The sequence below is a fragment of the Polaromonas sp. P1_F8 genome (assembly GCF_056405635.1).
Window position 1 is genome coordinate 433186 of the sequence record NZ_JBFUBS010000004.1, and the last position, 19991, is coordinate 453176.

23 protein-coding genes and 1 pseudogene are annotated in these 19991 nt (G+C 58.8%); 9 read left to right on the plus strand and 15 right to left on the minus strand.

What is annotated here, in order from left to right; all coding sequences use genetic code 11:
- Positions 1-9: 9 nt before the first annotated feature.
- The 13 genes from AC1D1J_RS16885 to AC1D1J_RS16945 form a co-directional block, all read right to left on the minus strand.
- Positions 10-537, minus strand: coding sequence for a CbrC family protein (locus AC1D1J_RS16885; protein WP_477695325.1), 528 nt, complete (start codon positions 535-537; stop codon positions 10-12).
- Positions 538-609: 72 nt separating this feature from the next.
- A complete protein-coding gene (locus tag AC1D1J_RS16890) occupies positions 610-1074 on the minus strand; it encodes a hypothetical protein (RefSeq protein WP_477695326.1) in 465 nt (154 codons plus the stop codon).
- Between the two features lie 77 nt (positions 1075-1151).
- Positions 1152-1997, minus strand: coding sequence for a hypothetical protein (locus AC1D1J_RS16895; RefSeq protein ID WP_477695327.1), 846 nt, complete (start codon positions 1995-1997; stop codon positions 1152-1154).
- Between the two features lie 327 nt (positions 1998-2324).
- Positions 2325-2741 (minus strand): hypothetical protein, encoded by a 417-nt coding sequence (locus AC1D1J_RS16900; protein WP_477695328.1) that lies wholly within the window; start codon positions 2739-2741, stop codon positions 2325-2327.
- A 112-nt stretch (positions 2742-2853) separates the two neighbouring features.
- Positions 2854-3147, minus strand: a complete 294-nt coding sequence (locus tag AC1D1J_RS16905; RefSeq protein WP_477695329.1) for a hypothetical protein — start codon at positions 3145-3147, stop codon at positions 2854-2856.
- A gap of 18 nt (positions 3148-3165) precedes the next feature.
- A complete protein-coding gene (locus AC1D1J_RS16910; protein WP_477695330.1) occupies positions 3166-3720 on the minus strand; it encodes a hypothetical protein in 555 nt (184 codons plus the stop codon).
- Positions 3721-3766: 46 nt separating this feature from the next.
- Positions 3767-4228, minus strand: a complete 462-nt coding sequence (locus tag AC1D1J_RS16915; RefSeq protein WP_477695331.1) for a hypothetical protein — start codon at positions 4226-4228, stop codon at positions 3767-3769.
- A gap of 32 nt (positions 4229-4260) precedes the next feature.
- Complete coding sequence (locus AC1D1J_RS16920) at positions 4261-4674, minus strand: hypothetical protein (protein ID WP_477695332.1); 414 nt, start codon at positions 4672-4674, stop codon at positions 4261-4263.
- A 483-nt stretch (positions 4675-5157) separates the two neighbouring features.
- Positions 5158-5511 carry a DUF6572 domain-containing protein gene (locus tag AC1D1J_RS16925; protein ID WP_477695333.1) on the minus strand — a complete coding sequence of 118 codons (354 nt, stop codon included), beginning with the start codon at positions 5509-5511 and terminating at the stop codon, positions 5158-5160.
- An 87-nt stretch (positions 5512-5598) separates the two neighbouring features.
- The gene (locus tag AC1D1J_RS16930; protein ID WP_477695334.1) at positions 5599-6030 is read right to left on the minus strand and encodes a hypothetical protein; all 432 of its coding nucleotides are present in this window, start codon (positions 6028-6030) and stop codon (positions 5599-5601) included.
- A gap of 88 nt (positions 6031-6118) precedes the next feature.
- On the minus strand, positions 6119-6439 hold the full coding sequence (locus AC1D1J_RS16935; protein WP_477695335.1) for a hypothetical protein: 321 nt from the start codon (positions 6437-6439) through the stop codon (positions 6119-6121).
- 436 nt (positions 6440-6875) lie between these two features.
- Positions 6876-7424: a thermonuclease family protein gene (locus AC1D1J_RS16940; protein WP_477695336.1), complete on the minus strand. Its 549-nt coding sequence runs from the start codon at positions 7422-7424 to the stop codon at positions 6876-6878.
- Between the two features lie 22 nt (positions 7425-7446).
- The gene (locus AC1D1J_RS16945; protein ID WP_477695337.1) at positions 7447-7887 is read right to left on the minus strand and encodes a hypothetical protein; all 441 of its coding nucleotides are present in this window, start codon (positions 7885-7887) and stop codon (positions 7447-7449) included.
- Positions 7888-7923: 36 nt separating this feature from the next.
- Here AC1D1J_RS16945 and AC1D1J_RS16950 point away from each other — a divergent pair, with 36 nt between their 5' ends.
- Positions 7924-8142 carry a hypothetical protein gene (locus AC1D1J_RS16950; RefSeq protein WP_477695338.1) on the plus strand — a complete coding sequence of 73 codons (219 nt, stop codon included), beginning with the start codon at positions 7924-7926 and terminating at the stop codon, positions 8140-8142.
- A gap of 528 nt (positions 8143-8670) precedes the next feature.
- Positions 8671-9600 carry an alpha/beta fold hydrolase gene (locus AC1D1J_RS16955; RefSeq protein ID WP_477695339.1) on the plus strand — a complete coding sequence of 310 codons (930 nt, stop codon included), beginning with the start codon at positions 8671-8673 and terminating at the stop codon, positions 9598-9600.
- Between the two features lie 48 nt (positions 9601-9648).
- Here AC1D1J_RS16955 and AC1D1J_RS16960 read toward each other — a convergent pair whose 3' ends face one another.
- The gene (locus tag AC1D1J_RS16960; RefSeq protein WP_477695340.1) at positions 9649-10128 is read right to left on the minus strand and encodes a hypothetical protein; all 480 of its coding nucleotides are present in this window, start codon (positions 10126-10128) and stop codon (positions 9649-9651) included.
- A 1496-nt stretch (positions 10129-11624) separates the two neighbouring features.
- Positions 11625-12539 (minus strand): annotated as a pseudogene (locus AC1D1J_RS16965) (YifB family Mg chelatase-like AAA ATPase); the annotation flags it as partial.
- A gap of 580 nt (positions 12540-13119) precedes the next feature.
- Between AC1D1J_RS16965 and glnK the strand changes: the two are divergent.
- The 7 genes from glnK to AC1D1J_RS17000 all read left to right on the plus strand — a co-directional run bounded on the left by glnK (position 13120) and on the right by AC1D1J_RS17000 (position 19990).
- Positions 13120-13458: a P-II family nitrogen regulator gene (gene glnK / locus AC1D1J_RS16970; protein ID WP_007873831.1), complete on the plus strand. Its 339-nt coding sequence runs from the start codon at positions 13120-13122 to the stop codon at positions 13456-13458.
- A gap of 31 nt (positions 13459-13489) precedes the next feature.
- Positions 13490-15037, plus strand: coding sequence for an ammonium transporter (locus AC1D1J_RS16975; protein ID WP_477687721.1), 1548 nt, complete (start codon positions 13490-13492; stop codon positions 15035-15037).
- A 225-nt stretch (positions 15038-15262) separates the two neighbouring features.
- Positions 15263-16189, plus strand: coding sequence for an SMP-30/gluconolactonase/LRE family protein (locus AC1D1J_RS16980; protein WP_477695341.1), 927 nt, complete (start codon positions 15263-15265; stop codon positions 16187-16189).
- Positions 16190-16270: 81 nt separating this feature from the next.
- On the plus strand, positions 16271-17392 hold the full coding sequence (gene glcE / locus AC1D1J_RS16985; RefSeq protein WP_477695342.1) for a glycolate oxidase subunit GlcE: 1122 nt from the start codon (positions 16271-16273) through the stop codon (positions 17390-17392).
- A gap of 3 nt (positions 17393-17395) precedes the next feature.
- Entirely contained in the window at positions 17396-18172 is a 777-nt protein-coding gene (locus AC1D1J_RS16990) for a YoaK family protein (RefSeq protein WP_477651301.1), read from the plus strand.
- 4 nt (positions 18173-18176) lie between these two features.
- Positions 18177-19412: a glycolate oxidase subunit GlcF gene (gene glcF, locus AC1D1J_RS16995; RefSeq protein WP_477695343.1), complete on the plus strand. Its 1236-nt coding sequence runs from the start codon at positions 18177-18179 to the stop codon at positions 19410-19412.
- Between the two features lie 203 nt (positions 19413-19615).
- Positions 19616-19990, plus strand: coding sequence for a VOC family protein (locus AC1D1J_RS17000; protein WP_477687725.1), 375 nt, complete (start codon positions 19616-19618; stop codon positions 19988-19990).
- Position 19991: the final 1 nt, after the last annotated feature.

The following is a 19991-nucleotide window of genomic DNA, read 5'->3' on the forward strand; positions in this document are numbered from 1 at the left end:
GGTTTGCAATCACGATAAGTCCAGGTTGTACACGGTGACGTGGCATTTTCGACAGACGAATCTGAAGACGGACGCATCGCCACCTGGAGCATAGTTGTCTCGCAGCCTTGGCCAGTGCTCTGGTTTCATGCCTGAGCGCGTCAAGAAGATCGAAAGAGCCTCGCCGCTCATGCCAAGTACTTCGGCTTCGGACGCATCTCCGTGAAACTCGCAGGCGTCATTGCAATGTGCCTGCCAGATCTGCTGCTGCCAGGAGTTGTACCCGGGAGTCCGCAGGCAGACTTCATCCACTACCGATTGGGGAACGCCAGCACGCTTCAAAGGGTAGTCGTCAAGAAACATCCCGTCGAATTTTTGCGCGGCACTTCCGTCCGCAATGCACCATGGGCAGACGCACTCCGGCGACTCCGAGGCGTACATCGTAGAGTTGTACTTGAAGCCGCGCGATTCTCCGCAGCACTCACACGCCTCGTCTGTCGGAACGACTGCGCCAGTAGCGACCGGATCAGGGTGATAGCGAAAAGTCGGGAGGTCCATCGTGAGGGCTAACGTTCAAAGTAACAGGCTGCCGGAACGTGCAGCGTGGAGGCAGTCCAGTTGACTGCAGGGTTAGCTCGGCGTTTCATTTTCAATTTCAGCTTCCCGCCAAGGCCAATCATGGTATGCCCGAATTAGGTTGGCGGTTGAGCCGGCAGTCCAATAGATGATAGTTCCGACCCGTTGTTTTTGCGCGTCCGTCAACGTGGCTTCTTTTACATAGTCTTCATAGGCGCCGATAAGCCCTCGCTTACCGAACTGAGATATGAAATAAAAGGGAACTTTCTTTTCACTCACATTCCAGTTCGACTTTGCGACTTCTTCCAGTAGCTCTTTGCAAGTTTGAGTCGTTTTCGGCTCGATCTCAACCAACAGACCCGCAGCGACGCCGCTCCCTGGCCCTCCAGAAATCGCTTGAGCAAAAAGAAACTCAAATAGCCCTGTTCTATCTGATTTGCCTAATGCAAGAGCCAAGTCACTGAACTCATCATATGTTTTTACGCGTTCAAGAATCTCTCTGGAAAGAATGAGGCTCATGGCGTGGCTAACGTTTGACGTGAGGGGCGGGCCAGAGGGCGCGAAGCGGCCTTTGGAACGTCCCCTCGATGAAAGGATTAGGCGCAGTACGAGGGGTGCAGCTTTTCGAATGGAGCGATGACATCGTGTTTGCTGTAGTACTGCTGACAGAGGACTGAGAACTTGTCATGGATAGAAGCGAGCCTCAATAGCTCGGCCTCTCCGTCAATCTGCAACTTGCGTACGACTTCATTCCGAGATGCCTCGGTGTCGATTTGCAATTCCCTTGCGTTGCTTGGTGCTTCCTGGCAGCGTTCAGGGTCTACGAGCGGCACCACTTTAAGGACCTGATTCTGCTCGCAGCGGACCCCAATGAAGGCCTTGCCGAGTCGTATGCCTACCAACTGGGAAATATAGAGACTGCTTGATGCCTTCGATTCGCCGTACTCGCGTTGATTACTCTGCTTCACTGCCAATGTCTCGTCGATGAGCCGCGCTGTATAGCGGAGCAGATTTCCGACGGCGAAGAACAAACCGTCAAAGTCGTCATTCAGGAACTTCGCCCACTTCTGGTACGGCGTTCCCAGCGAAGAGCTTTGGAGGAACGGCGCCCTTAGGTCCACGGTCAAGTAGTGCTCCAGGGCGTACCTGTATTGGTTGATGACGTCGCGCTGCATGAGAAAGACGCCCGCGGCAAGCGGCAATGTCCGCAACTGTTCACTCGCTTCATCGAAAGCGAAAACGGCGTCTTGAAAAGGGCGTTCGAGGTTCAGCATGTTTCGGCCTACGGCGTCTAACGTTTGACATGAGCGGCGGTTTCCAGCGGGTGCAGCCCGCTGGAACAGATCGACCAGCATAGACTGGAGTTCTTTGGCTCGGTACTCGCCCTGAAGACCCAACGAGACACCTTGAGGAGAATGCAGGCGTTCCTGAAGTTGAGCCATCGGAATTGCTCGAACACTTTCGGACAGTGCTCGCAACGCAGCGAGAGCTGTTGCCGATAGTGGACGAAGAGCTCTGACCTCAACCATTGCCGAAGTGGAGCGGGGCATTTCTGGAAACACACGAGCGACTATGGCTAGTTCTTCCCAGTCACAAGCTGGGCACCCAGTCATGACAAGGTCGCCAATCTCTGCGACTGTGACTATCGCGGAGCAGCGTGGACAAGTCTGTGGCATCGGCATGCGGCCTAATGTAAACGTAACCGGCGACCAATGCCAAGTGCGACCGAAGGAAGCGGATGCCATTGGGCGTCCGTGTTGACGGACAAGTTAGAACACATGCCCGGAACCGGCCATGGTTGCGACTTCGTCAGCCAAGGTAGGGGTGACGAAGGCGTTTTCGATCTGTCGCATAACCCGAATTGGAGGTTGCCCTTCAGCCTCAACTTCCATAAGGACTGCCACCTGTGCGCCGTTACTTGGTAGAGTGACGGGAACGCAAAGTAGAGCGCCAACGATTTCCTTCTCATCTCGGAGGTGCTGGAGATGGTTGACTAGACCATTCCGCGCCGATTCATCGTCGGGAAACTCACCCGATGTCTCCAATATTTGTATTTGTCCGCTACGCGGGTAGGCGAGGGCGAAGGGTGTGAACTTTCCTAGATCTCGGACGAAGGCTTCAACACCCTGGGTCGCAAACTCAAAGAGTTCGCGCTGTGTCTGCGATGGCAAATCTGGCTGAATCATCCTTGTATGTTCTAACGTTGGAGGTAAGGGGCTGCAGCGCACGAGCGATTGAGGAAACCAGCCACGCCGGTTCCGAGGTGCCTCTCGACCGAAGGGTTAGAGCTGGCCATGACTAACTAACCGACTTTCGCTCCAGGTTTTTAATTTCGACAGTCGCAACTCTAGTTTTTCGATTCACACGGGCCGAACTAATCATTATTGCGTCAGCCGGGCGCTCGGCTGCGACGTACAACTCAAATATTCGGTTGTCGCCATCAAAGAACGTACCGAGGGTCAGGTTCTTTTCCCATGCTTCGGAAATAGGCTCATAGTTCTTCAATTCTTCGCGTGTGGCAACCCGCGCAATTTCCTGAAGCTCATCCAGCTCTTTCGGTTTTTTAGGCATAACGGGCTTCGCTTTCTTCATGAGCTCTAACGTCGGAATTCAGCGGACCCGGAGGGTTCCGCTGGAATGACCAGTTAGAGATGCTGGGCGCGGGCACTGATCGTCCAACGACGGGTTCTCCTCGGAAAAATTCATCCTTGCGGATGTTGCGACTAGATCAATGCGAGGGATTTGCGCGGGGATCGGCGCAAATGGAGCTGCAGCATGCGCTGCGAGCACCACTGACTGATCTAGTTTTTCACTCCCGAATGACGTGGACACGAAGACATCCTTAAGCTTCCCAGAGCGCCAAACCTCCATGTAGATAGTTCCCTTCTGCGTGGCCTTGGGCAAGTTGGCCTTCGCATACTTCTGCTCATGTAGCGCGACGACTTTGCAGAATACTGCCTTAAGGTAGGGCTCCAGATCGCCGGAGTCATGCAATGGGAGGTATTTCCCCACCTTTCCAGGGCCAGCCTCCTTTTCGGCGCGCCGTTGAATTTCAGCTCGCAGGCGAGCCGCTTCAACTTGCTTTTCGCTTGGCGCAGCCGCAAGCGTGACTGACGGGCCCAGGAGTAACCCAAGAAGGCAAGAGAGGATTGCCACGTATTTCATCGAAGCTCTCTAACGTCGAAGACGGGCGTCCGCTTTGGACGAACAGTTATGCACGGGATTCAAAGGCGTCAACCAGTGCATAGAGGTCTTCCAATTCATTGCGCCTACTCGGCTCACCTTCGAGCACATCGATTTCATGACGGATGCGGTAGAACTCCGCCTCCGAGCGGATCTTCCCACGGGCAAGAACCTTTTTCAATCTCTCCTCCTCAAGATCAATGAACGCAGGATACTCCTGAGTCAGCGCATCATGGAATGCTCGTGATACAAAGGCGCGCCACTCGGGCGCAATTGCCTGTATCAATTGCGGTGTCTCTCTGAGACCTTGCTCCAGACCTGCTCCCACTTGTGAGGACGTTGTCTTCGGGTGGCGTGCCCGAACATCCGCGACGAATTCGCGGGCACCTGCAGAAGTCCGATAGAGGTCCTGTGCCCGCTTATCGGGGACGCCAGCGATCGCAGCGCCGAAGTGCTCGTACGCGGCCAAGAGCTTATCGGTCTTGGTCATGGCGCGGCGATTGGCACTGCATAACGTTGGAGTTAAGCGACGCCGTCAGTCGTCCGCTTGAACGACCTGTTAGACCGCGTGGCTCCGGAATCTAGATACCCCTGCTCCTCTGCCAAGCCCAGGAAATCGTCCTGTAGATAGACCCGAGATCCCCCGTATTCGAGATTGAATTCTTGATCCAAATCGCCAACAAATGCGCTTCCGTCGATCATTCCGAGGACAAGGGAAGCGGCATCGGAAAGAGGGACAGCCAGAAAAGCCAACAGGGCCTCTCGCGCTGGTGTATCCAGTTCCCTGAACGCACGCATGGCACCAGCGAACACTGGCAATGCCTTATCCGGATCGCCCGCCCCAAGGTAGCTGCGGTAGTCCGCCATCCGCTTAGCGAACAGCTCCTCCACAAGGGTAACTGCTATCCGGCGCTCGATGCGTTCTTGGGTTTCCATGCGGTCTAACGTCGGAGTTGACCGGCGCACAAGCCAGGTGCGACCGAAGGGAACAGACGCACTTGTGCGTCCGTGTCGAACAACCTGTTAGGCAGCACTATCGGCATCGTCGTCCTCCCTTTCAATGTCTCGGGCGATTTCGTCTGAGGTCTCAAGAATGTTCAAGAGTACCTGGGCAGAAATTATGTCCGCATTCCTAACTATCCGGGGAACTACGTGCAACCGGTCGAACTCGACCAACAGCTTACGAATTTCTGCGGCGCGCTCGTCATGCGCGTTCCCAAAAATCTTAGCCTCATAAACCGGTAGGCCGCGCGCCGCACTTCGACGAATGCGCTCGATGGATTCATGAGTGATTGAGCGCACGGCAGCAACTACCGGAAACGCAGGCTCGCCAACAGGTATGAACACGGAAACGAGCGACACGCCGTCTAACGTTGGAGGCCAGGCGCGGCCGAAGGCCGTCGCCACTGGGCCGACATGTTATGCCTCATAGGTGAAGATGCCGCCAGAAATGGTGAGACTAGAGACAAAAACTTCAAGCTTCACGTTGTACTCACTAAGCTGCTTCGCCATCTTTGCGAACCGTGGCTTGTAGGATGTATTCGGCCAGAACTGGCAAGACACCTGGAACTTGACCGGTAAGCTTCTGCACTCAGGAAAGGCTTTGAGTAGTTGCCCGCTTTCTACGAACTCGAGATAGGTTTCCGCCTTCTCCGCGATGTCTTCAAACTGGTAGTCCTGCCCGAGCAGCCCTGGACAGTACATGATGAGAAGTGCAGCACTCTCGTTGGAGCGGCCACACTTGTCTACCGTCTGATGATCAAGGACGCTCATGGTGAGGCATAACGTAAAAATGACCGGACTACCAACATGAGCGGCGAAGCCGCCTCCTGCCGTTGTGGGTCCGCGTCGATTGACCAGTTAGGCGTATTTCTCAGGATGCTCACAGAAATCCCATTTTCCATCCGAAAGTTCGCGCACGCGTTTGCTGCGGTCATTCTTCAACACCTCGTAGATTTCAGTCCGTAGGGGTTTGCGCATATAAACAATGTGGCCCGCTACGCGAAAGCGAACTTCCGCACGGGGATGGGCAGCCAATTCATGCCAGAGGTCCACCGAGCGCGGGTAGTCCTTCTCTAGCTTTAGCAACCACGTGCCTGCCGCGTCCCAGACGTCACGGCGGCCCTCAACAATCGCGCCCCTAATAACTTCCAGCACGGCTGGAAGTTCCACCTTGCCTTCCAGAAGGTCGTGCACGGCTTCCACGACGGCGACGACCGTGTCGGCCTCGCCAGGGCCGCCATGCCTCCGCAGTGCGACTGAAACCTCGTGCGAACGGCCGAATGTGAACACGTGCTTCACCTAACGTGAAGATGACCGGGCAACAACACCTTGCGGCGAAGCCGCCTTCTGCTGCTGTTGATCCGTGTCGATTGACATGTTATGCCTCACTCACGGGAGCAAACAGCGCCGTTGGTGGAAGACCTGCTGCGAGGAACGTGTTTTCGAAGTACTCGAGTGTGTCACTGGCATCGGGCACTTCTGCGGCGGCCGCATAGAGCACGCAGATTACAGCGCGAATTTTCAGAACTTCTGGCTCCTGATTCATGTCACGCCCACGAATGGAATCCCAAAGCGCAACGCGCAAAACCTCCTCCGCATCCCGATCGATGCCGCTACCTGCCCACTCGTGAGCTTGATGCACCGCAGTCTGTGCAATGGGAGGAAGAAGATGCCGCACATGGAGCAGAGCTCGGAGCATTGACTGTTGCGCCACTGCGTAGGGGGTGGAGGCGGGCGGGCGCGGTTTCATCGTAAGGCATAACGTAATGTATACCGCAAGGTCTGCGGTATAACATCGCGCCTGCGGTATAACCTGGCCGCCAAAAAACCAGCCAGGTGCTTGTTATTAAAAAACTTATTGTCCATTTTGAGTTTTGCTCAGGTCAATAAAAAGGGGACCAAACCCGCAAGCCGATTCTAGGCGGACAGTCTGGTTATTGCATCCCCAATATGGACGAGCGCGGGCCCTATCGCACGCAGATCAGTATCAGTCAAAAGAGCTGCCTTGTGCTGCCAATCCTAGAACCCGTCCAGAAAACGCCTCCGGCCAGCAAAAGCCCAGCCAAAAAGTCCGCAGCCAAAAAAAAGCAGCGCCCAAAATGCGCCGAGCTGCTTAATCGGGTTGCGCCGAATTCCTATCGTGACTTGAGTTCGGTGTCCTGCTTGGACATCAGTGATTTATTCCGCCGAAATTCCCAAGGTGGTGTGGGATCGGCATCGCGCCAGATCCCGATTTTCTGAAAGCGTGCAGCTTCCTCCGCACGGGCATAAGCGAGTCGATCTTCTGGCTGCTGCTCTTTTTCGTAGGCCTTGTAGTGCCAGGCCATTCCCGCCTTTATCTGCTCCAGGTTGGCATCAATGCCGTCCACGGTGATTTTTCCCACCAGGCGGCCGTAGCGATCAGATTTGTTGTATTCGACCTCGACCTCGCGATTAAAAATTCTGGCTGACAGGAGTTCTTTGGAGGCGTTGCCAAAGGGCTGATGTTTTTCCGGGGCGTCGATGCCGGCAAGTCTGATCTTGTGCTGCGCTTTCGCACTATCGAGCACGGTGACGGTATCGCCATCAGCTATGCCCACCACCACGCCGCTCAGCGTGGCACTCCACGCGACGGTGGAAGCCAAGCATAAAAAGCCGGCACTCAGAATTTTCTTTAGCGCGGTCATGGTGATCGAGTTTTGCATGTAAATGAAGGAGCCAGGTAACTCATGGGTCAAGGTCGGACAGCGGAGTGTCAGGTGCGTCATCATGTGCCGGGTCAAATCCATTGGTGCGGGCGGCATTGAGACGTGCCACGCTTCGCCTCAGTAGCTTTTCGGTATTCAGTACAGCCTTTGCGCCGGGTGTTTTGCAGAGCCATCTTTGAGTTGTCGACTCCACCTTGGCCCTGCTGGTCTTTCGCTCGCTCCAGGCGACGGTGCCTTCGATGGTCATGCCCAGGCTGTTCATGGCCACGATCCGGGCGTAACGCAAAGCCTGTAGCAGTTCCTTGTCGGTGCCGGGCTCCAGGAGCATCGCCACGAGATCGGTTTCGGAGCTGGTGACAAAGCGCTTTTTGATAATCAGCTCTCCGCGACAGGGCCCGGCCCGCAGGGCGTCCACCGGGTCGCCATGCTTTCCATTGAGTACATAAATATCAAAAATCACTGGATAAGCATACAGTGTTTCTGGTACTATTTCTGTATGGAAACGCTTTTACCTACCCAGTGGATTGCGCAATTTGCCGAACGCCTGCATGGGCGCTGGAAAACCATTGACCAGGCCGTGCTGGAGGAGGTTGCCATGGACCTTTGGAAGCGCACGGAGTACCGCGTCATTTCGCCCAGTGAGGCTGCCGACCTGTGGTTGAACCCGATAACACCCGTCACGCCCAGTGACCGGCAAGGTGCAGCGGGGCACTGAGCAAGCTTGACGTCGGCTGCGCGCTCCTCTAACTAGGCACCCCAAAGATACAGGGGGCGGCGCAGCGGAGTGCATTCGGCAATACTTCCAGCAGCGTGCTTGGGAGCCTGACACGGCCTGGCCAGCCGAATAGCTTGGGGCCTACTTTTCCATTCGTAGCCGTCCTACAAGGCGCAGGTGCGGGCAAGCTCTCCCAGAAGATAGACTGCCGCATGCCTGTCATGCGAAAACTGCTCACAGCACTGGCCATGGAAAAGACTGCTGAGATGCGGCCGCGCACCGGGAGCTATGCCGATCTTCTGCGGGTCATGGTGCAGAATTCCGAGGGGACGGGTCCCGCGCCCTCCGTTGAACAATTTCAAGAGTGGCGAGACGAGGTTGCACAGCGGCTGCTCAACACGGAGTCACCCGACGCTCCCTAGGCAACTGGCTACGGCCTCTCACTGGGCGCCTATGCAGCTATCGCGGCGCTCTTCGCGGCAATAGCTTCCTTCATCGGCGGAAGCCGGCACACCCAAGGCGCTTCACGTGAATCACGATCAAAGAACTCAAGAGATCGACACCGGCGAAACCAGCATCTTTGTGCAGTCGTCGGGATCTGGACCCCCGCTTCTCCTCTTGCACGGTTTTCCGGAAACGCATCTTATGTGGCGCGGCGTTCTACCGGCCCTTGCCCGGGTCTTTACCGTGGTCTGCCCCGACCTTCGGGGCTATGGGAACAGCGGCTGCCCTGCATCCGCGCCCGATCATGCAGCCTATGCCAAGCGTGCCTTGGCTCAGGACATGGTCACCGTGATGGAGCGACTGGGATTTTCGCGCTTCTCTGTCGCCGGTCACGACCGAGGAGGTCGCGTCGCCTACCGCATGGCCCTTGACCATGCCGAACGTGTCGAGAGGCTCGCCGCGCTGGACGTTCTTCCAACCGAAACCGCTTGGAGTCGAGCCGATGCGCGGCTCGCCATGTCATTCTGGCCGTGGTCTCTGCTGGCTCAACCTGCGCCACTGCCAGAACGCATTCTTATCGCGTCGCCGGACGCAATAGTCGACAACGCGTTGACGGAATGGGGCACTCCGGGAGCCGCATTTGCCGCGGAAGTGCGAGACGCCTACATCGAGGTTCTCAAGGATCCGAATCATGCGCATGGAATCTGTGAAGAGTATCGAGCCGCTGCAACCATCGACCGCGAACATGACAGGGCCGACCTCGCAATGGGGCGGCGAATTGCGTGCCCCTTGCTCGCACTATGGAGTGCCGAAGGCGGGCTCAATACGTGGTACGAAAAAGAAGGAGGACCTTTGGCACTTTGGCGCGAGTGGTGTGACGATGTTCGCGGTCATCCGATGCAAGGCGGCCATTTCTTCCCAGAGGAGCTTCCGGAACAAACGGCGGAAGAACTGGCCCGGTTTTTCGCGCCTGCTGGAGATGACTATCTCGGAGGATTTGCAGGAGCAAACTGAGCAGTGCTTGAAGTACAGGGAGGACACCGTTGCGATACTTGGATGGGATCAGCGAGCGCCGTACGCAAGAAGCGCGAGCAGCCAACCTGCAAGCGAAAGCAGCAAGCGGAGCCAGTTGAGTGATCGCCATTTTGCTGCGGTGTGCAGGGCTATCACAGTCGGCAAGGCATCGCCGCGCATGAGCCCTATTGCTTTGGGAATAAAAAAGGCGAATGTGAATATTCGCTCGACCAGCGTCACCGCACATGCGGCGAGCCAAAGGGTGCGAACGGGCCCTGTACTCACGAATGCAAAATAGCAATTGATGAGCGTCAAAATACTCAGGGGTCCGGTGCTGACAAAGCCCCAGAAACGGCGCCCGGAATCGTCGGCTCGCATCGCCTCTGGATGAAGATAGCGTGCGCCGTCGGGAGAAACTCCCATCCAGCGCGGAACAACGACTCGCTGCTCGTACAAACCGGCTCCAAAGGCAACGCCGTGAAAAATGACGAACATCACCAGCGCAAACGATGGAAAGTCAAAGGGCATGAAATGCTTCCGCGGGAGGATTTGTCGCTTAACGCCAAGATGATCGGACCAACATCATTCGCAGCGAAGCCACGTCCTGCTATTGTGGATTCATGTAGATTTTGACATGTTAAGTCTCAAGGGAAACTCGCTTAACGTCTCAGAGTACTTCTGCACAAAACGTGTGGATTTTCGTTCATCCTTAATCCAACTTTCCATCGAGCAGTGCAGCCGTCCAGGGTGACGTTGATGCTGAAGGTCAAGAGTCCCATGGTGTCCTCCGTTCGAGATACGCGACGAACCGCTCGCCGTCTAGCTCCAAGGACACGAGCTCAATTCGCGAGATGCTCACCCTATCGCCTAGCTGTGAGTACACGGTGCACTCTATTTAGAGAGGAGGCAGCAGCAATACCATTTCCGATAGCGAGTTATGGTCAACCTTATCAACAACCCATTCGTTGTAGAACAATTGATGCTGGTTTCAGATGGTAAAAATTCCCGAGACGAAGGCAAATTCGCCCAAGTATGCTTGTAAGAAGATTCAGAACGTCAATCTCTAACCGTGCGTAAAACAGCGATCCCTATTATTAGCGCGCTTACGGCAATTGCTGCTGCGCTCGTCTTCAGCACCGCACTTCTAGGCAGACCCGTCAGCCTGTGGGAGTTGATTCTCTGCGGAACAGGCGGGGTGATGCTCGCGCTCATTATCTTGAAGTTCCGACAGCGCCAGGAACGCAGGCATTTGGACTCCATCCGCGATTCAGCTCTCTGGTAATACAGTGCGGCTCACAGCCATACTCTTGCGAACCCTTCCAGCTGGAGGGCAGTTCTCCGCCGAGGTTTTCAGAAATGACCGATCAGCTCAACTCCGAAGGAGTGGAGTCAACCGGCGCCAAGACGACTCATGTGGACTGCGAATCTAAAAAATCTCGTCGTCGCTGGAGACGATGGGCCCAACAGAGAGTCTCTGCTGGATGAATAGCGAAACCCGTCGGCTTTCATCTGCAGGAGCTGCACTTCACCATAGCCCTTCTTCAGCCTCCATACGGACGAGAGTCGATCAATATTTTTCTTCCTGATGTGACAGGATTGCCGCGGACCCTACCTTCAGTTTTTGCCGCAGGTGTCCCATATAAATGCGCAAGGAGTGATTTTGTTCAGCACGCGATAGACCCAAACTTCGTGCAGCAGCTGATGGTGGAGCCTCTGGAGCGAGTAATGTTGCCCATGATAGACATTTGGTCCAGTTTGTATGCTGTTGCATACATTAGATGTTGAATTCGGTCCTCTAATTGGACGAGAGCTAGCGCAGGACTAACACGCCCAAAAAATCAGAATACCTAGAGTCAATTGCGGGCTTTTTGACGGCAGTCCAAAGGCCTCCCCCTAGAAGGTGCTTGCAATTAGGCTTGGTCGTGCAGCAATGATGTTTAACTATGAAAATTTAGAGAGCGTAACTTCGGAGACAGTACGCGTAAGTGGTTGATTTTGTTCAATCCGCAATGTCTGTATTTATGGTGATGCCCACCAGGCCGCGGCGGGGAACCACCACCGACAAGCGCAACGGCGCTGGCCGTGTGGTGCGGCGCGCAGGTGGGGCGTATCGCCCATTTGTCCAGCGTGAACCGGCCGCCCAATGACGCTACCGCTGCGCTTTCCAGTGCTTCTTCGGTGGTCATGGCCGGCAGAAGGCCCGCAAAGCGCTGTGCCAGCATGGATTTTCCGGAGCCTGGGGCGCCCATCATCAGTACGCTGTGCCCGCCGGTCGCGGCAATTTCCAGGGCGCGTCGGGCCGCCGCCTGGCCTTTGACGTCGGCCAGATCGGGATACGGGGACTGCCCCGAAGGCACGATCGGCTTGACGCGAGACCAGCCTTCCCCTGCTTCAGTCGGGGTGTCGCCCGGCAAAAATTGCCTCACCACATCTAGCAAATGGTGCGCCTGAAAGATTTCAGCGCCGGGGACCAACGCTGCTTCCTGGGCACTGGCCTCTGGCAGAACCAGCTTCGGCAATTTCTCGGCGGCAAGCCGTGCCGGGCGCGCCAGGGCGAGGCTCATGGCAAGCGCTCCCCGAATGGGTCGCAAGTCGCCGCCCAGGGACAACTCACCGGCGAACTCATAGCCTTCCAGCTTGCGGGCGTCGATCTGGCCGCTGGCCGCCAGGATACCGAGCGCGATGGGCAGGTCGAACCGACCGGAATCCTTGGGAAGGTCGGCGGGTGCCAGATTGACCGTAATGCGTTTATTGGCGGGAAATTCCAGTCCGGCGTTCTGGATGGCCGAGCGCACGCGTTCACGCGCTTCCTTGACTTCCGTTTCCGCAAGCCCGACCAGCGTAAAGCTGGGCAAACCGTTGGCAAGATGCACCTCCACCTGCACCGGCCTTGCTTCCAGGCCCAACAAGGCGCGGCTATGCACTAAAGACAAGCTCATTCGAAACTTCCTCCCTCAGAGGCGGCATCACAACTGAACCCGAGGCCATCCCGGGTTGCAGGCGCACCATACCTTCACGTAAGACGAGTATCGCCTAGCGAGAGAAGCCACCCGCCGGTTCACCAGAAAGGCGTGCCTCGCTGCATCCGATAGTGGCACTCACTTTCGTCCCATGCCCTTGCCTGGTTGTGTCAGTACCAGAATCCGCCATGGCATTCTCGCCGCCGATCTCCTGGTGCTGGCCGTCCCAGAAACGAACGTTGCAGAAGACGCCGTGCACTAAAGACAGGCTTGATGATGCCTTTTCAGATTTATGCGCCAAAATTGTGCGTTTGTGAGCACTTTGTTGGTGCATCCTGTCCAGTGCAATTTGCGGAGGTTCGCTCGAAGTTCAGGGGCAGGCCGGTCATCCATGCAAAGCGTCTTTGGCACGTTACCTGCTAAGAAGTCCACGCAAGTTGCCAACCTTTGGAGCTTCTACGGAGACTCCATCAGCAATGACTCGTACAAAAGCCTTAATCCGGCTGAGGTGGTGCTTGACGATGCTGCTTCCCTATTCATCCCTGGAGGAAACCTGAAAATGAAACTCGTAACGGCCATCATTAAACCGTTCAAGCTGGACGAAGTGCGTGAAGCGCTTTCCGGCATTGGCGTGCAAGGCATTACTGTGACTGAAGTCAAAGGCTTCGGCCGCCAGAAAGGCCATACCGAGCTGTACCGCGGTGCAGAGTATGTCGTCGATTTTCTGCCCAAGGTCAAGATCGAAGCAGCAGTCTCCGACGATCTGGTGGATCGCGTGATTGAAGCGGTTGAGGGCGCCGCCCGCACCGGCAAGATCGGCGACGGCAAGGTTTTTGTTTACAACCTCGAGCAGGTCGTGCGCATCCGTACCGGTGAAACCGGCAAGGAAGCGCTGTAAGGCTTACCCAAAAAACGAAGAGAACATAGACATGAAAAAACTACTTGCCTCCCTTGTATTGGGATTGAGCCTGCTGACGACCGGCGCCGTGATGGCGCAGGCCCCGGCAGCTGCACCTGCTGCTTCCGCTGCAGAAGCCAAACCGGCTGAAGCTGCTGCTTCTGCCGCCGCGCCTGCCGCAGCGACAGCACCCGCCGCTGCAGCTGCAGCCTCTGCACCGGCTGCCGCCGCGGCACCGGCGCCTGTTCCCAACAAAGGTGATACCGCCTGGATGATGGTTTCCACGCTGCTGGTCATCATGATGACCGTGCCCGGCCTGGCGCTGTTCTACGGCGGTCTGGTCCGCAGCAAGAACATGCTGTCCGTCCTGATGCAGGTCATGGTGACGTTCTCGATGATCGTCGTGCTGTGGTTTATCTATGGCTACAGCCTGGCCTTCACTGAAGGCAACGCCTTCTTCGGCGGCTTCGACCGGCTCTTCATGAAGGGCATCTGGGACAACGTCGCGGGCACCTTTGCCAATGGCGCCACCTTCAGCAAGGGTGTCGTGATCCCCGAGATCGTGTTCGCAGCCTTCCAGGCCACTTTTGCCGGCATCACCTGCGCGCTGATCGTTGGCGCCTTTGCCGAACGCATCAAGTTCTCCGCAGTGCTGCTGTTCATGGCGATCTGGTTCACCTTCAGCTATGCACCTATTGCCCACATGGTCTGGTTCTGGATGGGCCCTGACGCCTACACCGGCAAGGAAGTCGCCGACGCGATGAGCGCCAAGGGCGGTTATATCTGGCAAATGGGCGCCCTGGATTTTGCGGGCGGTACCGTGGTGCACATCAACGCCGCTGTCGCTGGCCTGGTAGGCGCCTTCTGCATCGGCAAGCGTATTGGCTACGGCAAGGAAGCCATGGCCCCTCACAGCCTCACGTTGACCATGGTTGGCGCCGCATTGCTGTGGGTGGGCTGGTTCGGCTTCAACGCCGGCTCCGCCCTGGAAGCCAACGGCTTCGCCGCCCTGGCCTTCATCAATACGCTGGGTGCTACCGCTGCCGCTGTGCTGGCATGGTGCGTCGGTGAAGCGCTGATGCGCGGCAAGGCTTCGATGCTGGGCGCAGCGTCCGGCGCTGTCGCCGGCCTGGTGGCCATCACGCCCGCAGCCGGCAACGTCGGCATCGGCGGCGGCCTGATCATCGGCCTGATCGCCGGCTTCGCCTGTCTCTGGGGTGTGAACGGCCTGAAGAAACTGCTGGGCGCTGACGACTCGCTCGACGTGTTCGGCGTGCATGGCGTGGGCGGTATTCTGGGCGCGTTGCTCACCGGCGTTTTCAACTCGCCAGCCCTGGGCGGCCCAAGCTTCGTGGGTGACTGGGTGACCGCCACGGCCGTGACGCCTGACGCTTACACGATCGCCGGCCAGGTCTGGATCCAGGCCAAGGCCGTGCTGATCACCATCGTCTGGTCCGGTGTGGTTTCCTTCATCGCCTACAAGGTGGTTGACCTCACGATCGGCCTGCGCGTCAGCGAAGAAGACGAACGCGAAGGCCTGGACATCACCTCGCACGGTGAGACCGCCTACAACCGTTAATTCATAGTCAGACGAATTCGGGCTGCCCCAGGCAGCCTCCTGATTGAGTATCTCCTTTGGATGTTCAGCCCGCTGGCGCAAGCCGGTGGGCTGTTTTTTTTGGCGCGTGCCTTGTGGGCGTTGCACGATCGCCAGGATGGGGTTGCGGTGGCCGTTTCCGGCGGTGGCCCTGCCGGTGCTAACCTTGGGTGCCTATCCACTTTTCAGCCTTTCAAGGAACGCCGCATGACATGGCAAACCGTTGTTGCACAACCCAGTGAACTGGGTGAATCGCCGTTCTGGCATCCCGACGAGCAAATGCTGTATTGGGTTGACATTCCAGGCCGGCAGATTCACCGTTGCAACGTCTTTATGGGGACGGTGCAAAGCTGGCCCATGCCGTCGGAGCCCGGCAGCATTGCGCCGGCCCGTACACAGGGGCAAGGCAGCGGGCTGGTGATCGCATTGCGCGACGGCATTTACCGCGCCCGCGAGTGGGGCGCCGAGCTCCAGCAGCTCATGCGGGCCGGCCATGACACCAACACGACGCGGTTCAACGACGGCAAGGCCGACCCCCGCGGCCGCTTCTGGGCCGGCACGATGTACGAACCACGGGACAAGTCCGTGGCCGAGCTTTTTTCCATCGACTGCCGCAACAGCCTCGTGCCCGTGGTGGAGCGCAAGGCAGGCGGCGCCATCATCGCCAATGGCTTGGCGTGGTCGCCGGACGCCGCAACTGTGTACTGGACGGATACCCCCACGCACACCACGCATGCCTGGGACTGGGATGCCGACAGCAACGCCATGGCAAACCGCCGCGTTTTCCACCAATGGCCGGGCAAACCTGCCGGCTGGCAGTTCGGCATGCCCGGCTATGGCGGGCGGCCCGACGGCGCTGCGGTGGATATCCAGGGCAACTACTGGGTGGCCATGTTTGAAGGTGCGCGCCTTATCAAGCTGTCGCCGGCAGGAGAGTTGCTGGCTGAAATTCCCGTGCCGGCGCAATGCCCGACCATGCCGTGTTTTGGCGGCGACGACCTGCAAACGCTTTACATCACCACGGCATGCTACAACCGGCCGGCAGCCGAGCTGCAGGCCTATCCCGAGTCTGGCGGCGTGTTTTCGATGCGGGTGGATGTGCCCGGCCTGCCGGTGAATTTTTTCGAGGATTGAGCCTCGCCCTCTGAAAAAACCGAACAGGCGGCATGCAAAAAGATCAACGCCCCAGGCGCGATACCCACGTACCATCCAGCCATGCCTTCAGACACCGATGATGTGATGGACTCCCTGACCGGGCGGATACGCGCCGCTGCTGCCGCCGGCACGCCGCTGCGTATTCGCGGTGGCGGCACCAAGGACTTCTACGGCCAATCCCTTCAAGGCGACATCCTCGACATGACGCCGTACGCGGGTGTCATCAGCTACGAAGCCAGTGAACTGGTCGTGACTGCGCGCGCCGGCACGCCGCTGGCCGAACTCGAGGCCTTGCTGGCGGCCCAGGGCCAGTGCCTCCCCTTCGAGCCGCCCCGTTTCGACGGTTCAGGGACAAAAGCCACTGTGGGCGGCATGGTTGCCAGCGGCCTGAGCGGGCCGGCACGCGCCAGTGTGGGTGCGGTGCGTGATTACATGCTCGGCCTCAAGCTCATCAATGGGCGCGGCCAGCTGCTCACGTTCGGCGGGCAGGTCATGAAAAATGTGGCGGGTTATGACGTCTCACGGCTCATGGTGGGTGCCTTGGGTACCTTGGGCGTGCTCACTGAAGTGAGCCTCAAGGTGCTGCCGGTGGCACCTGCCGAGGCCACGCTGCGTTTTGAATGCAGCCAGGCGCAGGCGCTTGACTGGCTGAACGCCTGGGGCGGCCGGCCCTTGCCGCTCAATGCGAGCTGTTGGTCCGAAGAGGCCGGTGTCGGTACGCTCTATCTGCGATTGCGCGGCGCTGTCGCCGCCGTCGAAGCCGCCTGCAAAGTGCTGGGCGGTGAGAAACAAGGCGGCACCGAAGCGGCCGGCTATTGGCAGGCCTGCCGCAACCAGCAGCACCCATGGTTCCAGGCACGCCAGGCCGACCAGGACTTGTGGCGGCTGTCATTGCCGCAAACGGCGCCTGTTTTGACCCTGCCCGATTCGCCGCTGGTGGAATGGCATGGCGCCCAGCGATGGGTGCGGGCAGGCGCGGGGCACGCGGAGGCACTGCGTGCGGCTGCCGCACAAGCCGGCGGGCATGCTACTCTTTTTATAGCTGCTGGCGCCCATCTATCGGGCGCTACAGCCCGATTTGATGCATTAAAACCACCGCTGGACCGGATCCACCGGGAACTCAAACGCGAGTTCGATCCCGCCGGAATCCTGAACCGCGGCCGCATGGCGGCGGGCTGGTAGCTCATGCGCCGCCTGCGCCATCTCACCGGGCAGCACCGCACGCCCACCATCAACCGCCTGCTCGGCGGCGTGCTTGCATTCAATGCCGGGGCTGTCAATGCCGGCGGCTTCCTGCTGGTCAGCATGTACACCTCCCACATGACGGGCTTTGTCTCCATCGTGGCGGACAACCTCATCCTCGGCAACCTGACACTGGTGCTGGGTGCGGTGGGTGCCTTGCTGGCCTTCACCCTGGGGGCGGCTGTGACGGCCGTGCTGGTCAATTGGGCGCGTCATCGCCACCTTCGCAGTGAATTCGCACTGCCGCTGTTGCTGGAGGCCGTTCTTTTGCTGGTCTTTGGCCTGCTTGGCGCAACGCTGAACCGGCAGACGCCGTTCGCCGTGCCCCTGACCGTGCTGGTGCTGGCCTTCACCATGGGCCTGCAAAACGCGCTGGTCAGCAAAATCTCGTCCTCGCAGATTCGCACCACGCATATGACCGGTGTCATCACCGACCTCGGCATTGAGCTGGGCAAGATGTTTTACTGGAACCGCAGCGCCAGCTCCATGGAGTCCCGTGTGCGCGCCAACCGTATCAAGGTGCGGCTCTTCGGCACCTTGCTGGCCATGTTCATCGCCGGCGGCCTGGTCGGTGCGGCCGGCTTCAAATACGTCGGTTTCATCTGGGTCGTGCCCCTGGCCCTCATGCTGTTGACCTTGTCCTTGCCGCCGCTGTATGCGGATTTCCGGCGCGCTGCACGGCGCAAGGCCCTCGCTCTGGCCCTGAAGGAAGGGCCCTGACACCATGCAAACCCATCTCGCCCCCGAATTCAAAAACACCGCTGACGGCCTGGAGGCCGAAGCCATCCTGCGCAAATGTGTGCATTGCGGTTTTTGCACGGCCACCTGCCCCACCTACCAATTGCTGGGCGATGAGCTGGACGGCCCGCGCGGACGCATCTACCTCATCAAGCAGGTGCTGGAGGGTGAAGCACCCACGCGCAAAACCCAGCTGCACCTGGACCGCTGCCTCACCTGCCGCAACTGCGAAAGCACCTGCCCCAGCGGTGTGGAATACGGCCATCTGGTGGACATTGGCCGCAAGCTGGTTGACGAGCGCGTGCCGCGCCCGGCCGGCGAAAAGGCCTTGCGCTGGGCGCTCAAGGAAGGCCTGCCGTCGCCGCTTTTTGCGCCTGCCATGAAAGCCGGGCAGGCCGTGCGCGGCCTCTTGCCCGCATCGCTCAAAAACAAGGTGCCGGCCAGGCAGGCCGCCGGCCCATGGCCCACGCGCCAGCACGCCCGCAAGATGCTTCTGCTCGAAGGCTGCGTGCAGCCCGCCATGATGCCCAACATCAATGCCGCCACGGCGCGCGTGCTCGACGCGGCCGGCATACAAACGGTGGTGGCGCAAAAAGCCGGATGCTGCGGCGCCGTCAAATTTCACCTGAACGACCAGGAGGGCGGCAAGGATGAAATGCGGCGCAACATCGACGCCTGGTGGCCGCACGTGGAAGCCGGCGAGGGCGCCGGTGTTGAGGCCATCGTCATGAATGCCTCGGGCTGCGGCGTCACCGTCAAGGAATACGGCCACCTCCTCAGGGACGATCCCGCCTACGCCGCCAAAGCCGCACGCATCAGCGGGTTGACGCGCGACCTCAGCGAGCTCATGCCGGAGCTGGTCGGTGAATTGCAGGGCAAGGTCACGGCGCAAGCCGGCACGCTGGCGTTTCATCCGCCCTGCACGCTGCAGCACGGCCAGCAGCTTCGCGGCGGTGTCGAGACGCTCATGGGCGCGTTGGGTTTTGACGTGAAGCTGGCTGCCGGCGAATCGCACCTGTGCTGTGGCTCGGCCGGCACCTACTCCGTGCTGCAGCCCGACATCGCGTATCAACTGCGCGATCGCAAGCTCGGCAACCTGCAAGCCACAGCACCCGAAACCATCATCTCAGCCAACATCGGCTGTATTACGCACCTGCAAAGCGGCACGGCAACGCCGGTGCGGCACTGGATTGAAGTGCTGGACGACGCGCTGACGTCTTGAAGGGAGCGAATATCCAGGCCAGCCGGGGCCGCGGAACCGGCTTTGCCGGGCCGCAGGCGCAGCGCCCCGTTGTGTGAGGAAAGGGGCAGCGCAACGCCGTAGGCTCACGAAGTGAAAAGCGTGGGGGCCAACATCCCTCCTGACACCACGTTGTCAGTAGCCCCCCGGCACCATCAAGGCTTCTTCAACACAAGGAGCCTCCCATGAAAAACGCCATCACCTGGTTTGAAATCCCCAGCACCCGACTCGACAAAGCCCAGGCCTTTTACGAAGCCGTACTCGAGTGCAAGATGCGCCGCGAGCCCATGGGCCCGTCCGAAGGCGCGGTGTTTCCCTACGAGGCGGAGGAGGGCGTGGGTGGCGCGATCCTGGCCGGCCCCACAGCGCCAGCTCCGGCGTCCGGCGGCACCTTGATTTACCTCGATGCTTCGCCTTCGCTGGATGCCGCACTGGCGCGCGCCGTCAAGGCCGGCGGCAAGGTCGCCTTGCCGCGCCAGGCTCTGCCGCCCGGCCTGGGTTTTTTTGCGCACATCACCGACCTGGACGGCAACCGCGTTGGCGTGCACGCCCTGGCCTGAA